The sequence below is a fragment of the Microcella indica genome (assembly GCF_013414345.1).
Lineage (GTDB): Bacteria > Actinomycetota > Actinomycetes > Actinomycetales > Microbacteriaceae > Microcella > Microcella indica.
The window spans coordinates 1,112,234-1,127,852 of record NZ_CP058670.1 but is presented as its reverse complement, the minus strand read 5'-3'; the positions used below and the strand labels follow the sequence as shown (position 1 = coordinate 1,127,852).

The 15,619-nt window shown below is 71.4% G+C and carries 15 protein-coding genes and 1 tRNA gene; 1 reads left to right on the top strand and 15 read right to left on the bottom strand.

Annotation, left to right across the window (positions count from 1 at the left end):
- Positions 1-30: 30 nt before the first annotated feature.
- The 11 genes from HUJ41_RS05520 to HUJ41_RS05470 form a co-directional block, all read right to left on the bottom strand.
- On the bottom strand, positions 31-345 hold the full coding sequence (locus tag HUJ41_RS05520) for an AzlD domain-containing protein (RefSeq protein ID WP_179873679.1): 315 nt from the start codon (positions 343-345) through the stop codon (positions 31-33).
- A complete protein-coding gene (locus tag HUJ41_RS05515) occupies positions 342-1,109 on the bottom strand; it encodes an AzlC family ABC transporter permease (RefSeq protein ID WP_179873678.1) in 768 nt (255 codons plus the stop codon). The genes HUJ41_RS05520 and HUJ41_RS05515 overlap by 4 nt, the downstream gene beginning before the upstream one ends.
- The gene (locus HUJ41_RS05510; RefSeq protein ID WP_179873677.1) at positions 1,106-1,519 is read right to left on the bottom strand and encodes a response regulator; all 414 of its coding nucleotides are present in this window, start codon (positions 1,517-1,519) and stop codon (positions 1,106-1,108) included. Before HUJ41_RS05510 ends, HUJ41_RS05515 begins: the two co-directional genes overlap by 4 nt.
- Positions 1,516-2,430 carry a sensor histidine kinase gene (locus HUJ41_RS05505; RefSeq protein WP_179873676.1) on the bottom strand — a complete coding sequence of 305 codons (915 nt, stop codon included), beginning with the start codon at positions 2,428-2,430 and terminating at the stop codon, positions 1,516-1,518. The genes HUJ41_RS05510 and HUJ41_RS05505 overlap by 4 nt, the downstream gene beginning before the upstream one ends.
- Before the next feature lie 151 nt (positions 2,431-2,581).
- Positions 2,582-2,657 (bottom strand) — tRNA-Asn (locus tag HUJ41_RS05500).
- A 54-nt stretch (positions 2,658-2,711) separates the two neighbouring features.
- Entirely contained in the window at positions 2,712-3,701 is a 990-nt protein-coding gene (locus tag HUJ41_RS05495) for an NAD(P)-dependent oxidoreductase (RefSeq protein WP_179873675.1), read from the bottom strand.
- On the bottom strand, positions 3,698-4,567 hold the full coding sequence (locus HUJ41_RS05490; RefSeq protein WP_224744593.1) for an ATP-binding cassette domain-containing protein: 870 nt from the start codon (positions 4,565-4,567) through the stop codon (positions 3,698-3,700). The genes HUJ41_RS05495 and HUJ41_RS05490 overlap by 4 nt, the downstream gene beginning before the upstream one ends.
- A gap of 56 nt (positions 4,568-4,623) precedes the next feature.
- Positions 4,624-6,540, bottom strand: a complete 1,917-nt coding sequence (gene dnaG, locus HUJ41_RS05485) for a DNA primase (RefSeq protein WP_179873674.1) — start codon at positions 6,538-6,540, stop codon at positions 4,624-4,626.
- A gap of 33 nt (positions 6,541-6,573) precedes the next feature.
- Positions 6,574-7,848 (bottom strand): deoxyguanosinetriphosphate triphosphohydrolase, encoded by a 1,275-nt coding sequence (locus HUJ41_RS05480; RefSeq protein ID WP_431356477.1) that lies wholly within the window; start codon positions 7,846-7,848, stop codon positions 6,574-6,576.
- A 24-nt stretch (positions 7,849-7,872) separates the two neighbouring features.
- Entirely contained in the window at positions 7,873-9,087 is a 1,215-nt protein-coding gene (gene dusB / locus HUJ41_RS05475) for a tRNA dihydrouridine synthase DusB (protein WP_179873672.1), read from the bottom strand.
- A gap of 59 nt (positions 9,088-9,146) precedes the next feature.
- Complete coding sequence (locus HUJ41_RS05470) at positions 9,147-10,199, bottom strand: Gfo/Idh/MocA family protein (RefSeq protein WP_179873671.1); 1,053 nt, start codon at positions 10,197-10,199, stop codon at positions 9,147-9,149.
- A gap of 30 nt (positions 10,200-10,229) precedes the next feature.
- Between HUJ41_RS05470 and HUJ41_RS05465 the strand changes: the two genes are divergently transcribed.
- A complete protein-coding gene (locus HUJ41_RS05465; RefSeq protein WP_179873670.1) occupies positions 10,230-10,718 on the top strand; it encodes an aminoacyl-tRNA deacylase in 489 nt (162 codons plus the stop codon).
- A gap of 302 nt (positions 10,719-11,020) precedes the next feature.
- Here HUJ41_RS05465 and HUJ41_RS05460 read toward each other — a convergent pair whose 3' ends face one another.
- From HUJ41_RS05460 to HUJ41_RS05445, 4 genes are all read right to left on the bottom strand, one after another.
- Positions 11,021-11,692, bottom strand: a complete 672-nt coding sequence (locus HUJ41_RS05460; RefSeq protein WP_179873669.1) for a DsbA family oxidoreductase — start codon at positions 11,690-11,692, stop codon at positions 11,021-11,023.
- 53 nt (positions 11,693-11,745) lie between these two features.
- Entirely contained in the window at positions 11,746-12,705 is a 960-nt protein-coding gene (locus HUJ41_RS05455; RefSeq protein WP_179873668.1) for a glycyl-tRNA synthetase, read from the bottom strand.
- Between the two features lie 282 nt (positions 12,706-12,987).
- Complete coding sequence (locus tag HUJ41_RS05450) at positions 12,988-14,373, bottom strand: glycine--tRNA ligase (RefSeq protein WP_179873667.1); 1,386 nt, start codon at positions 14,371-14,373, stop codon at positions 12,988-12,990.
- A gap of 91 nt (positions 14,374-14,464) precedes the next feature.
- Positions 14,465-15,529 carry an aminotransferase class V-fold PLP-dependent enzyme gene (locus tag HUJ41_RS05445; RefSeq protein ID WP_179873666.1) on the bottom strand — a complete coding sequence of 355 codons (1,065 nt, stop codon included), beginning with the start codon at positions 15,527-15,529 and terminating at the stop codon, positions 14,465-14,467.
- Between the last annotated feature and the right edge of the window lie 90 nt (positions 15,530-15,619).

Sequence of the window (15,619 nt, the reverse complement as noted above, 5' to 3'; positions counted from 1 at the left end):
CGCACCGCGCGCCGCCGAGACGCGGGCGTGTCAGGCGGCCCAGCCGAGCATCCGCAGGAGGGCCGCGGCGAGGGCCGCCGCGAGAATGACGAGGATGAACGGCGCACGCACCGCGAGGAGCCCCGCCGCGACCACGAGGGCCGGCAGCCGCGCGTCGAGCACGAGCTGCTGCCCCGCGCTCACCGTCTGGACGACGATGAGCGCCGACAGGAGCGCGACCGTCGTGAGATTCGCCGTGCGCGCGGCCGTCGGGGTCTCGAGCACGCGCGGAGGCACGAGATAGCCGACGAGCTTGAGCGCGAGCACCGCGATCGAGGCGAGCAGGATGATCTGCCAGAGCGTCATCGGTGGGCCTCCCCCGCATCGGGCGCTGGCGGGCCGTGCTCGTCGAGCGCCGCATCGTGCACAGGCAGCGGCTCAGCACCGGGGCGGCGCCCGAACAGGTCGGGCAGGCCCACCACGAGTGCGACGAGCGCGGCGACGAGCACCGGGAGGCCCGGCGGCAGCACAGGGATCGCCACAGCGGCGACGACCGCCGCGGCCACCGCCACGACGACAGGCTGCAGAGCGCTCAGGCGCGGCCACACGAGGCCCAGGAACGCCGCTGCCGCGGCGGCGTCGAGGCCGAACCGGCTCACGTCTCCGAGCAGGTCGCCGAGGAGCGCCCCGGCGAGCGTCATGAGGTTCCAGCCGACGTAGATGACGAGGCCGGTCATCCAGAAGCCCACCCGCTGACCCTCCGGCGTCGGCTGGGCGGTCGCGACCGCCGTGGACTCGTCGATCGTGAGGTGGCCGGCGGCGATCCGCTTCACCCAGCCCGGGCCCACGATCGGCGAGACCCGCACCGCGTACAGAGTGTTGCGCAGCCCCAGGAGCGTGGCTCCCGCGACCGCTGCCGGACCCGCTGCCGTGCCGCCCGAGGCGAGCACGCCGATGACCGCGAACTGCGAGCCGCCCGAGAACATGACGAGACTCAGCACGCAGGTCTGCCAGACATCGAGGCCCGCCGTCACCGCGAGCGCGCCGAACGACACCCCGTACGCCGAGACCGCGAGGCCGACCGCGAGCGACGCGCGCCGGGCATCCCGGCGCGAGGTGACATCGCTCACGCGCGCGCTCGGCGGGCGGTCGCGGCGGCGCGCACCGCCGTGAGCAGCGTGTCGGGCTCGACGTCCTTGTAGAGCAGGGCGTCGGCGCCCGCGTCGGCGGAAGGGCCGACGAAGTCCTCCAGGTCGAGCGCGGTCATGAGCACGATGCCGGGAGGGTCGCCCTGCTCGCGCACCTGCGCATCTGCGCGGATGCGCTCGGCCGCGGTGAGTCCGCCGACGCGAGGCATGCGCACGTCCATGACGACGACGTCGAGAGGCATGCGACGCGCAAGAGCGAGGGCACGCGCCCCGTCGGGAGCCTCCGCGACCACCTCGATGTCCGGGTGCGCCTCGAGGATCATGCGCCAGCCGAGCCGCTGCTGCGACGAGTCGTCGACGAGGAGCGCCGAGACGGGCTCGACCGTGCTCATGCTGACCCCGGGGACGGAGTGTGCGGGGCCGTCATCGTCGAGCGGAGCGAGGGGAACACGACCGCGAGCGAGAAGCCCACACCGGGGACAGGGGATGCGGTCAGGATGCCCCCGTACAGCTCCGCGCGCGATCGCATCTCACGGATGCCCTGCCCCGTGACCTCGTCGGTCAGCGCTCGCAGGTCGTCGTCCAGACTGTAGGCGCGCGCCTTGGCGTCGTTCGGGTCGACGCCCTCGCGCCGGGCCGCCGCTCGCGCACCGTCGTCCTCCACCTTGATCTGAAGACCGTCGGCCGACCACGTGAAGGAGACACGCGCCTGCGTGCCCCCGCCGCCGTACGTCAGAGCGTTCGCGAGGGCCTCCTGCAGGATGCGGTAGATGGTGAGCTCGACGCCCTGCATGAGGTCGACCGGCTTGCCATGCTCCTCGAAGACCACGTCGAGACCCGAATCGCGCATGAGAGAGAACAGCTCGCGCGTCGAGCGCAGCTGGGGGTGCGGCTCGACGCTCGCCTCCCCCTCGCGCACGACGCTCATGACCCGGCGCAGATCGGCCTGCGTCGCCCGCGCAGTCTCCGCCATCGCCTCGGCCACGCGAGCGGCCGCCGCGGGGTCGCGCTCAGCCGTGTAGCGGATGCCGTCGGCCCGCGAGATGACCGTCGAGATGGCGTGCACCGACAGCTCGTGCAGCTCGCGGATCACGCGCAGCCGGCCCGTCTGTTCGGCGAGCGACAGCTCGAGGTCGATGCGCTCGCGCTCCGCCGCCGTGCGGTCGAACGCCGTGCGGCGAGCGCGGGATCGGGCGCGCACCCAGGCGACGAGCAGCACGACCGTGAAGAGCAGAAGCAGAACCGCCGAGGGTCCGAGGACGAGAACGAGGAACATCGCGTTCGCCGAGATCCACTCATCCATGATGCGCTCCTGACGCTCGGGCCCGCGCGAGGCACTGACGCTGAATCCGCCTCGACGACGCGGCTGGTGCCACGCTATCGCGGCGGACTCCGCTCCCGCACCCCGCCCGCGGTCCGGCACGCGGCCGTGAGCGATCACGAGAGGGAGAGGGTGGCTCCCCGAGTTGGACTCGAACCAACAACCTGCCGGTTAACAGCCGGCTGCTCTGCCAATTGAGCTATCGAGGATCGTGTGGAACAGCGAGGACTACGGTATCAGACCACACCGGTGCCGCTGCACGCTCAGTACCCCGCCTCCGGGTCGACGAGCCCCACGAATCGCCCATCGCCGAGGAAGCCGCGCACGTTCTCGGTGATGCGCTGAGCGAGGAGCGGCGCCGTCATCTCCGGGGTGTCTGCCGAGTGCGAGGTGATGAGGCAGCGCGGCTCGCCCCACAACGGGTGGTCGGCCGGCAGCGGCTCCGGCTCGGTGACGTCGAGACCCGCACCGACGAGCCGACCCTGCGCGAGGGCCTCGCCGAGCGCCGCCGTGTCGACGAGCGCGCCGCGCGCGATGTTGACGAGCGCGGCCCCCTCCGGCAGCAGCGCGAGCTCGCGCGCGCCGATCAGGTGACGGCTCGCCGACGTGGCTGCCGCGGCGAGGATGAGCACTTCGGCGCGCGGGAGGACGTCGTGCAGGGCATCCACCGCGACCGTCTCGTTCGCTCCCTCGAGAGGCTGCGCCGTGCGCCGCACGACCGTGACCGTGACGCGGTAGGGCTCGAGCAGGCGCAGGATCTCGCGCGCGATGCCCCCGGCGCCGACGAGGACCACGTGCCGGCCGTAGAGCGAGGTTCCCGTGCGCGCCTCAGCCCACCGGGCGTGCCGCGCCTTGGGCGCGAGCTCGCGCAGCACCGCCTGGGCGAGCGCCACGGCGTGCTCGGCGACGGGCTCGGAGTATGCACCCTTCGCACTCGTGAAGACCGGCCCTCGACCGCCGGGGAGACTCGCGAAGAGATCCGCGAACGCGTCCACTCCCGCCCACGGCAGCTGCACCCATCCGATGGCGGGATGCGCCTCCAGCAGCTCCGCCAGCTCGTCAGCGCGCTTCTCGCTCAACCACACGAGCCCGCGAGTGCGGGCGTCGAGCTCAGCCACCTCGCCGCCCCCCGCCGCCACGGCGTCGACGAAGGCGGCCGGAACGGTGGGCAGCACGGCGATCGGCCCAGGCTCGGGACGCGTGCTCGGGATCGCGCCGCTGCCGGAGAGCGGGTCGCGGTGCTGATGTCTCATGACGACGTTCCTCGTGAGCGATCGCGGGCGAGCTCGGCGAGCCGTCGCACGTAGGGGTGGGTGCCCTCCTCGAGCACGGAGTCGATGGGCCCCATGCCGACGAGCTCGCCTCGGTGCAGGACGGCCAAGCGCGTCGACAGGCGCCGCACCTCGCCGATCTCGCTGCTCACGACGAACGCCGCGAAGCCGCGGTGCCGCTGCACCTCTGCCAGATGCCCGAGGATCGTCGCGCGCACGGTCGCATCGACACCCGCGGTGGCCTCGTCGGCCACCAGCAGCTCGGGGTCGAGCACGAGAGCGCGCGCGATCGCGACGCGCTGCCGCTGCCCGCGGCTGAGCTCGTGCGGGTACTTCGGAATCGTCGCGAGCGTCAGGTGCATGGCGTCGATGGCCTCGGCGACGATGCCGCCGGCGACCTTCCGGTCGAGGTCGTCATCGCGCTCGAAGAGCGGCAGGGAGACGTTCTCGCCGACCGTGAGGTGCGGGTCGAGAACCGCGCCGGCATCCTGCGGCACATAGCCGACGCGCAGGGCCAGCTCGGCGTCGTCCTTGCGGCGCAGGCGCCGCACGTCGATGCCGAGCACCTCGAGCGATCCGCCCGCGATCACGGGCCCGCGCTCGATCGTGCGCGAGGTGAGCCCCGCGATCGCGCGCGCGAGCGAGCTCTTGCCGCTGCCCGACTCCCCGATCATCGCCAGCGTCTCCCCCGCCGCGATCTGCAGGCTCACCCCCGTGACGGCCTCGACCCCGTGACGGATGCCGCCCGGGTATCGCAGGCTCAGGTCATCGGCGATGACCGCCGGGCTCTCCACCGCCTCGGGGCGCGGAGCGCCCTCGACGATCGTCGCGGTGGACTCCTCGAGCACGGCGTCTCCCCTCGCACAGGCCGGTGAAGCTCCAGACTAGCGAGAGCGCGTGAGCATCAGTCGCCGCGCACCCGCCGGCGCTCCGTCTCGATGTCGACCATCTGCTGCTGCAGTGCACGATACCGATCGGGATCCTGCGCGGAGTCCATGCGCTGCAGGGCGCCGAGCAGCTCGGTCTTGCGCCGCAGCAGGTCGCGCTCGATGAGCGACACCGTGACGCCGCGGCAGTAGGTGGCGACGTGCCCGTCGCGGATCGGCAGAGGTGCGATCGCGAGCTGGGTCACGAGCGGGCCGAACGCGGTCGGAGCCTCGTCGGAGACCGTCCGCACCCAGTCGGGGGTGCCGTAGTGCTCAAGAGCCACGAGCAGGGCATCCCGTACCGTGGCGAGAGCGGGCTGACTGAACGTCGTCTGCAGAGCCGTGCGCGCCGTGTCGATCGGCACCTCGCCCGGGTGCTGCAGGAGCGCCATGAGGAGCTCCTGCTCGAGCCGCGTCACCGGGTCGGTCGGCAGCTGGGCGATGCCGATCGTCGGCGCCTCCGACTCGCCGCGTGCCGCGGTCGCGTCGCCCGCCGCGATACCGCCGGGGCCCTCTCCGCCGCTCGAGCGCACGGGTGCCGACTCGCGCGGCGTGCGCGCCGCCTGCTGACGGGCGGCCTGCACGGCGCGACCCACCTCGCGCGGCTCGATGCCGATCCACCCCGCCACGGAGCGCTCATAGCCGATCGAGAGCGCCTGATCGCGGATGTCGGCCACGATCGGGGCGGCCGCACGCAACGCCGAGACTCGGCCCTCGACCGTCTCGAGGTCGAAACGGTCGAGCTGGCGGCGCACCATGAACTCGTACATGGGCTTGCGGGACGACACGAGGTGACGCACCGCGTCATCGCCGCGCTCGAGCCGCAGATCGCACGGGTCGAGACCCTCGGGCGCGACGGCGACGTAGGTCTGCGCCGCGAACCGCTGCTCCTCGATGAACGCCCGGCTCGCGGCCTTCTGCCCCGCCTCGTCGGGATCGAACGTGAAGACGACCTCGCCGAGCTGCGTCGTGTCGGCGTTCGCCGTGTCGCCCATGATGCGGCGGATGACCTTGATGTGGTCGCCACCGAACGCCGTGCCGCACGTCGCGACGGCCGTCGTGACACCCGCGAGGTGGCACGCCATGACGTCGGTGTACCCCTCGACGACGACGACGCGCTTCTCACGCGCGATCTCCCGCTTCGCAAGATCGAGCCCGTACAGAACCTGCGACTTGTGGTAGACGGGCGTCTCGGGAGTGTTGAGGTACTTGGGCCCCTGATCGGTCTCCAGCAGCTTGCGCGCCCCGAAGCCGAGCGTCTGCCCCGTCGTGTCCTTGATCGGCCACACCAGGCGCCCGCGGAACCGGTCGTAGGTGTTGCGCTCTCCCTGCCCCAGCAGTCCGCTCGCGAGCAGCTCCTCCTGCGTGAACCCCCGGCCGCGCAGGTGCGTGCCGAGAGCGTCGAAGCTCGCCGGTGCGAAGCCCACGGAGAAGCGCTCCGCCGCTGCCGGGTCGAACCCGCGGGAGCCCAGGAAGGAGCGCGCCGGCTCGGCCTCGGGGGTGCTGAGCTGCTCGCGGAAGAACTCCTCAGCGGCGGAGTTCGCGGCGAGGATGCGGCTGCGGTTGCCCTGGTCGGCGACCTGACCGCCCTCCTCGTAGTGCAGGGCGTAGCCGAGCCGACCCGCGAGCCGCTCGACCGCCTCGGCGAACGTCACGTGATCCATCTTCTGCAGGAACGTGAAGACGTCGCCGCCCTCGCCGCACCCGAAGCAGTGGTAGAAGCCCACCTGCGGGCGCACGTGGAAGCTCGGGCTGCGCTCGTCGTGGAAGGGGCACAGGCCCTTCATCGAGCCGACACCCGCGCTCTTGAGCGTCACGTAGTCGCCGACGATGTCGGCCAGATTCGTGCGTGACCGAACCTCGTCGATGTCGCTGCGTCGAATCAGGCCTGCCACAGGGGTGATCCTAGTTGTCGCAGCCCAGACGAGTCAGACGAGGCCGCGCCCCTCCACCCAGCGTTCGTGCCAGGTCGTCGCCGACTGGTCGGTGAGAGAGGCGATCTGATCGACGACGACGCGGCGCCGAGCCGTGTCGTCCGCCGCCTCCTCGAAGTCGGCGCGGAAGATGCGGCGCAGCGCCTGGGGTCCCGCGGCCCACACCGCGTCAGCGAGCTCGGTGAGCAGCCGTCGCTGGTGCGCGTACAGCGGCTGCCGCTCGTCGTGCGCCATGACGAGAGTGCCGACGACGCCCTTGAGCACGCCGATCTCGGCCCGCGTCTCCACGGGCACGACGACCGCCGCCGAGTAGCGGGCGAGCGAGGCCTGCGGATGCGCGGCACGGGTGGCGTGCACGGCCTCGTGGGCGAAACGCCCGATGAGGCGGCTCGTGAGGTTCTTGAGCCTCGCGAGGTTCGCGCGCGTGCCCGACCATTCGGTGACCCACGTCTCGATGCCCTGCAGCCTCTCGAAGGCTGCTCGCACCTCGTCCTCGGTGAGCTCATCGCCCATCCAGCGCAGCACGCCGCGCACGAGATCTTCGTGATGGTCGCGGCTCGCGAGAATGCCCGCGTCGACGACGCCGCCCACGATCGCGTCCTCGAAGTCGTGCACCGAGTAGGCGATGTCGTCACTGAGGTCCATGACCTGAGCCTCGATGCTGGGCACGCGGTCGGGCGCTCCCTCGCGCATCCACTCGAAAGCGGGCACGTCGTCGGCGTACACGCCGAACTTGCGGCGGCCGCCCGGGTCGTCGACGCCCAAGGCCAGCGGCCACGGATACTTGCACGCGGCGTCGAGGCTCGCGCGGGTCAGGTTGAGGCCGTAGCTCGCGCCGTCCGCGCCCATGACCTTCGGCTCGAGCTTGCTCAGCAACCGCAGAGTCTGGGCGTTGCCCTCGAAACCGCCGATGTCGGCAGCCCAGGCGTTGAGGGCGCCCTCGCCGTTGTGCCCGAACGGCGGGTGCCCGAGGTCGTGCGAGAGGCAGGCGGTGTCGACGACGTCCGGGTCGAGTCCGAGTGCGACCGCGAGCTCGCGACCAACCTGGGCCACCTCGAGTGAGTGCGTCAGGCGGTTGCGCGCGAAGTCGACCCCCGCCGTCGGGCTCAGCACCTGCGTCTTCGCCGACAGGCGGCGCAGGGCGCTCGAGTGCAGCACGCGAGCGCGATCCCGCGCGAAATGGCCGCGATTCGTCGTGTGCTGCTCGGGGTGACGCCGCGCGGCGTCGTGCTCGGAGTACCGAGAATCGGGGCTGGTCACACCGTCCACGCTACCGAGAGAGTGGGGCACGCGTCAGCCGCCGCTGTGGTGCAACTCGGCGGCGGAGATCGCGGCCCGGTGGGCGTCGGTCAGCTCGCGGTCGGCGAGCCAGTTCTCGGGCAGTGCAGGCCTCTTCGGCGAGCCCGCACGGCCGCGCGGCCCCTCAGCCTCTGCGCCCGGGTAGGGAACGTCACGGTCGAGCTCGCCCAGCAGGTCGTCCATGTGCTGCAGACTCTCGACGGCCGCCAGGCGTGCGCGCAGCTCACCGCCCACGGGGTACCCCTTGAAGTACCAGGCGACGTGCTTGCGGATGTCGCGGCACGCCTTCACCTCGTCGTCGAAGAACTCGACGAGCAGCTCGGCGTGGCGGCGGAACGCGTCGGCGACCTCGCCGAGATTCGGTTGGATGCGGACGTGGCGCTCTGACTCGTTCTCACTGTCCGCGCGAGCGCGGAACGCCGCCGCGAGGTCGCCGAACAACCACGGCCGGCCCAGACACCCGCGCCCGACCACGATGCCGTCGCAGCCCGACTGCTCGACCATGCGCAGGGCATCCTCGGCTGACCAAATGTCGCCGTTGCCCAAGACCGGCACGGAGCTGATCGTCTCCTTGAGCGTCCCGATCGCGTCCCAGTCGGCGTTGCCGCTGTAGAAGTCGGCGGCCGTGCGCGCGTGCAGGGCGACCGCCGCGACACCCGCACCCTCGGCGGCCTTGGCCGCCTCCAGGTAGGTGAGGTGGTCGGCGTCGATGCCCTTGCGCATCTTCACCGTCACCGGGATCGGCCCGGCCGCTCGCACGGTCGCCTCCACGATCGAGCGGAACAGCTCGAGCTTCCACGGCAGGGCAGCACCGCCGCCCTTGCGCGTGACCTTCGGCACGGGGCATCCGAAATTCATGTCGATGTGGTCGGTGAGCCCCTCGCCGACGAGGAACCGCGTCGCCTCGGCCGCCGTCGCCGGGTCGACGCTGTAGAGCTGGATGCTGCGCGGGGTCTCTGACTCGTGATGCGTGATCAGGCGCATGCTCTCGGGCGTGCGCTCGACGAGCGCCCGACTCGTGATCATCTCGCTCACGTACAGGCCGGCCCCGTACTCGCGGCACAGGCGGCGGAACGCCGTGTTCGTGATGCCGGCCATCGGCGCGAGCACGACCGGCACGCTCAGCGGGATCGGGCCGATACTGAGTGCGGGCGCTGCGGGCGCAGGGAGCGTCACGGCAGGCGCAGAGGGAGTGGACGGAAGAGACATGACCGGTCCATTCTCCCAGGTCACCCCGGCCGCGCGATCCGCGCTCGCCGTGCCCGCGGTCAGGAGGCGCTCTGCGCGTGCGCCTGCTCGATGATGCGCACGGTCTCGAGGGCGCTGCGCGGGTCGACGGGCACCGAGGCGCCGTCGAGGATGCTCGCCGCGACCTGCTCGTAGAACCGCGGGTAGGCGCCCGCCTCCGTCGGAACCGGCACAAGCGGCTGCTCGCCGTTGTCGACGCCGAGCAGGCCCCACTGGGCCGAGGGCGTCTCGCCGTATCCCTCGCTGCCCGGCCAGCGGCCAACCTTGAGTGCCGGCTCCTGCCCGTCGAGGCCGTACACGCTGTACCCGCTCTCGTCGCCCAGCACGCGGAACCGCGGGCCGCTCTGCGCCGCCACCCGGCTCATCGTGAGGTGGCTGCGCACGCCGCTCTCGTGCCGCAGCGAGAGGAACGCGTCGTCCTCGCTGCCGAGCCCCTCGCGCACGGCACGCAGCTCGGCGACCTCGAGCGTCGCCGGACCGAACAGCGTGAGCGCCTGATCGACGAGATGGCTGCCGAGGTCGAAGAGGATGCCGCCGCCCTGCGCTGGCGTGATCTGCCCCTGCCACTGGTCGCGCTTCGGAGCCCCGAAGCGCTCGAACGTCGACACGAAGCGGTGCACCGTGCCGAGGGCGCCGCGCTCCAGCAGGCGTGCGACCGTGAGGTAGTCGCCGTCCCAGCGTCGGTTCTGGAAGACCGTGAGAGGGCGTTGCGCGGCGTCGGCCGCGGCGATGATCGCCTCGGCGTCGGCGACACTCGGCGCGAACGGCTTGTCGATGACGACCGCGGCCCCGCCCTCGAGCGCGGTGATCGCCTGCTCGCGATGCACGTGCGGAGGGGAGGCCAGCACCACGAGGTCGAGGTCGCCGGCCGATGCGAGCGCGAGCAGGGCATCCGTCGACATGATCTGCGCACCCGGGTGAGCCGCGGTAGCCTGCGCGGCCCTCTCCTCGCTGCTCGTCGCGATCGCCGCGATCGTGAACGCGGGATTCGTCGCGAGGAAAGGGGCGTGAAAGACTCGACCCGCGAGTCCGAAGCCGATGATGCCGGTTCTGATCGGTGCGCCGTTGCTCATGGACTCAGCCTAGAGCGCGGAAGGAGCGCCATGACCGATGCAGCAGCCGGCCGCGACAGGGTCGCCGCTGACGCCGCCGCGCGCGGACTCGACATCGAGTTCGTCGAGAGGATGCGCGCCCGCTCGCTCGAGGAGGCCGCCGAGCTGCTCGGCATCGCCCCGTCGTCGATCGTCAAGACGCTCGTCGTCGCGCGCAGCGACGGCAACTTCCTCTTCGCGCTCGTGCCCGGCGACCGGCAGCTCGCGTGGCCCAAGCTGCGGGCCCTCGTCGGGGTCAACAAGCTGCGGCTGCCCGACGCCGCGGAGGCGCTCGCGGCCACCGGGTTCGAGCGCGGCACCATCACGCCGCTGGGCTCGACGACCGCGTGGCCCGTCTATGCCGACGTGTCGCTGCAAGGTCGGCGGGTGTCGCTCGGCGCGGGGTCGCACGGCGCGTCGCTCTTCGTCGCGGCGGATGAGCTGCTCACCTCGATGTCGGCGACCGTCGCCGACATCACCGAGCCGCTGCCGGCGCTGTAGCGCCGCGACCCGAGCCCGAGCCCGAGCCCGAGCCCGAGCCCGAGCAGCCTCCCCACCGGTGCCCGCACCTCCACAATTCAGGAGTCACGGCCCGAGGCAGAGCATCCGCGGGGCGATGTCGGCGTGTCGCACGGCTCAGCGTGCGCGATCTCCTGAGTTGTGGAGACGGCCGCCTGCCGGGAGGGGCAGGTTCGCGGCGATGCTCGACGGGACGAGGCAGGAATCGCCCTCGCAGGCGGCGAGCTCGGCGCCCGGAGCCGTGGAGGTCAGGAGGGTGAGGGGCTGCGGCCGAGCATCCTCGTTCATGCTGGCGCCTCGGTGCGCTCCGCCGCCGCCTGCTTCAGGGCGGCGACGAAATGGGCGGTCTCCTGGGCTCCCGATATGCCGTATCGGTCATCGATCACAAAGAACGGCACGCCCTGGATGCCGTACGCCACCGCCTGCGCCATGTCGGCCTTCACGTCGGCCAGATAGGTGTGCTCGGTGAGTGCGGCCTGCGCCTCGTCGTGGTCGAGCCCCACCTCGGCGGCGAGCTCGGCGAGGTCATTAGCGCGGCCGATGTGACGACCTTCGGTGAAGTAGGCGCGCAGCAGGCGCTCCTTGAGCTCGAGCTGCTTGCCGTGCGCCTTCGCGAAGTGCAGCAGCTCGTGCGCGAGCACCGTGTTGGTCTGGTGGATGTCGTCGTAGCGGTACTCGAGCCCGACCGACTCGGCGATGCCCGTGACGCGGTCGATCATCGCGTGCGCCTGCTCGGGGGCGATGCCCTTGCGCTGGCTGAGGTAGTCGACGGGGGTCCCCTCGAAGTCGACGGGCGTGTCGGGTGCGAGCTCGAAGGAGCGGTACACGACCTCGACCTGCGGGGCCTCGGGGTCGGCCGCGAGCTCGGCCAGCGCGGCCTCGAACTTGCGCTTGCCGATGTAGCACCAGGGGCACTGCACGTCCGACCATATCTGCACACTCAGCGGCTCGCTCATGCTGGAGTCAACGCGACCGCCGCGGGCGTATTCCCTTCGGTCACCTCCACAATTCAGGAGTCGGGTACAGGTGGAGCGGCGTGCTGGGCCGCCCACCGGCGTGTCGCGGGGTGCTGGAGGGCCTCGACTCCTGAATTGTGGAGATGCACATGGATGCCGCGCGCCTGCAGCGCGCGCTCCACCGCAGCCTGCACCACGGGCCACTGGCCGAACACCTGCCGGGCGCTCGGACGCAGCGCGTGGTACCCCGCATCGGTCAGTTCGAGGTCGCGCCACCGGTCTTTCTCGAACGTGTGCAGGTGAAACTCCTCGCCATCGACCTCGAGCGCGACGACTCCCTCGACCACCAGGTCGATGCGCTCAAGCCCTCCCCTCCAGTGCACCTGCGAGGTCACCTGCAGTCCCGCGGCGCGCAATCGAGTGCGGGCGAGACTCTCGGGCAATGACTCGCAGCGCTCGTCAGCGAGCTCCACGAGCGCGCTGAGCGGCCCCAGCCGTTCGGCCAGCACGGCACCATCAATGCGGTCGATCCGGCCCGAGGTGAGCGCCCAGTCGATCACCGCTAATGCCTCCTCGAGCGGCTCGACCCTGCACACGAGTTCGAGCGCCTCGAGGAGCGGCACGACACCGGTCGACTCACCCCGATCGTGGGATGCCGCGACCCAGTGCACGACGACGCCGTCGGGCCGGGCATCCGCCCAGGGAACCTCACGCCGCCACTGACTGCGCAATCGCGCCGCGTTGGTCGGCACCGCGACGTGGAGCGGATGCGTGCCGAGCACCCAGCCGCCCAGTGCGGCGATCGCGCTCAGTCCGGTGAGCCGCCCGCCCACGCGCATCGCCCGGAACCGCGGGTCGTCTTCGGCCCAGCTCGAGTGCCAGCCGCGCCGAGGCCGGTTGAGCCCGCCTTGCTTCAGCGCAACGCGCAGATCGTGATCCGTCGCGCCCAGCTCGACCAACCGACGCCGGTCGAGTGCGCCGCCGTGCGCGACGACGAGAGCTCGGGCATCCATGGCGGCAGGATGCCCGCCCCCACAGCCGGTGACCGGCGCTCCGCACGATGTCGGAATGTCACGCCACCCGTGCTCGCTGGGGAGGACTCGTCGCGCACCACGCGCCTCCACAACTCAGGAGTTCGCGTCGCCGCCCGCGCGCGACACGCCGACAATGGCCCCAGGATGCCCTGTCTCACGCCGCGACTCCTGAATTGTGGAGACCGAACTCGCGGGGGCGTGCTCGGCGGCACGCGTCGCTCGGTACGGGAGGCCGCGCGGGCTCGCGCCGCGGGGGCGCGGCTACGCGCCGAGCAGCTCTGCCGCGAGGTACCCCTCGAGCTTGGCCAGCGGGATGCGCTCCTGCTGCATGGTGTCGCGCTCGCGCACCGTCACGGCCTGGTCGTCGAGGGTGTCGAAGTCGACCGTGATGGCGAACGGCGTGCCGATCTCGTCCTGACGGCGGTAGCGACGACCGATCGCGCCCGCGTCGTCGAAGTCGACGTTCCAGTGCTGGCGCAGCGTGTCGGCGAGCTCGCGCGCGACGGGAGACAGCTTCTCGTTGCGCGACAGCGGCAGCACCGCGGCCTTGACGGGGGCCAGCCTGCGGTCGAGGCGCAGCACGGTCCGCACGTCGACGCCGCCCTTCGTGTTGGGCGCCTCGTCCTCGGCGTAGGCGTCCACGAGGAACGCCATGAGCGAGCGCGTAAGGCCAGCCGCGGGCTCGATGACGTATGGCGTCCAGCGCTCGTTCTTGCCCTGGTCGAAGTACGACAGGTCGACTCCAGAGGCCGCAGCGTGCGTCGAGAGGTCGAAGTCGGTGCGGTTGGCGACGCCCTCGAGCTCGCCGAACTCCGAGCCGGAGAAGCCGAAGCGGTACTCGATGTCGACCGTGCGCTTGGAGTAGTGCGAGAGCTTCTCGGCCGGGTGCTCGTACAGCCGCAGGTTCTCGGGGTTGATGCCGAGATCGGTGTACCACGCCATGCGCGCGTCGATCCAGTACTGGTGCCACTCCTCGTCACTGCCCGGCTCGACGAAGAACTCCATCTCCATCTGCTCGAACTCGCGCGTGCGGAAGATGAAGTTTCCGGGAGTGATCTCGTTGCGGAACGACTTGCCGATCTGCCCGATGCCGAACGGCGGCTTGACGCGCGCGGCGTTGAGCACGTTGACGAAGTTCACGAAGATGCCCTGCGCGGTCTCGGGGCGCAGGTAGTGCAGGCCCGACTCCTCCTCGACGGGGCCCAGGTAGGTCTTGAGCAGGCCCGAGAACTCCTTCGGCTCGGTCCACTGCCCGCGCGTGCCGCAGTTGACGCACACGACCTCGGCGAGCCCGCCCTCGGGCGCGCGGCCCTTCTTCTCCTCGAACTCCTCCTCGAGGTGGTCGGCGCGGTACCGCTTGTGGCAGTTCAGGCACTCGACGAGGGGGTCACTGAAGACGTCGACGTGGCCGGACGCCTCCCACACCTTGCGCGGCAGGATGACGCTCGAGTCGAGCCCGACGACGTCGTCGCGGCGCGTGACCATCGAGCGCCACCACTGGCGCTTGATGTTCTCCTTGAGCTCGACGCCGAGGGGCCCGTAGTCCCACGCAGACCGAGAACCCCCGTAGATCTCGCCCGCCTGGAACACGAAACCGCGCCGCTTGGCGAGCGCGATGACCGCATCGAGTCGACTGGTGGATGCCACGTAGGTCTCCCTCTTCTGCCGAGCTGGGTGCGCGGCACGAGGGCCTAGTCTAGTGAGCCGCCTAGTGAGCCGCGCGCGGCCGCCCGACCCGTCAGCCCCGCTCGGGCACGCCGACCTCGCGGATCACCCGCACGAGAGCCGCGACATCCTCGTCAGTGTTCCAGAGGTGGAACGACGCGCGCAGGCGCCCGGCGCGCCCACTGACCCGGATGCCCGCCCCCATCGCCGCCGCCACGAGCGCGCCCGAGGCATCCGGAATCGAGACGATCGCCTGCCGCTGCTCGGGCAGCCCGAGCTCGGCCGTGAGCTGCGCGCCGAGGCCGGCGTCGTGCGCCCATACCTCGGTGATATCGAGGCCGGCGAATAGCTCGATCGCCGGCTCGGCGCCGATCCAGGCCTGCCAGGCGGGCGAGACGTCGAAGCGTCGGGCATCCTGAGCGAGCGTCATCGCGGGCCCGTAGACCGACGTCCAGACGTCCTCGCCCGCGTACCACCCGGCCTGCAGGGGCCGCAGCGTGCGGCCCCACGGCTCGCTGACGGTCATGAACGCGACGCCGCGGGGAGAGCACAACCACTTGTATGCGTGACACACGGTGGCGTCGAACAGTGACGCATCGACCGGATGCACGCCCGCAGCCTGCGTGACGTCGCACAGCGTGCGCGCACCCACGGCGCGGGCCGCCTCGACGACGGCCGCGGCATCCGCGACCTGCCCGCGCGCCGACTGGATGAGCGAGAACACCACGAGCGTCGTCGTCGGCTGCACACTGTCAGCCAGAGCCTCGAGCGGCACCGTGCGCACACTCAGGTCGCCACGCGTCAAGAACGGGAACAGCACGGAGCTGAAATCACCTTCGACGCCGAGCACCTCCGCGCCGGGCGCCAGGTCGGCGGCGAGCAAGCTCACCATGACGCTCGTCTGAGCGCCGATCGCGACGCGGGCAGGGTCGACGCCGACGATGCGGGCGTAGTGGATGCGCGTCGCCTCGACATGGCGGTCGTACCCTTGCGGGTCGCGATCGGCGGCGAACCACCGGTCGAGGTCGTGCGTGATCGCGTCGACGGTCTGCCTTGTGGGCAGCCCCATCGAGGCGACGGCGAGGTACCCGCTCGTGTCGCCGAAGCGCTCGCGGGCGTCGTTCAGACTGATGGTCATGCCGACAGCATTCACCCGCGAGGGGCGCGAGTCGAGCATCCTCGACTGCTCAGATGCTCATGTCGGCGCGATGCGGGTGTCGCCTCGCTG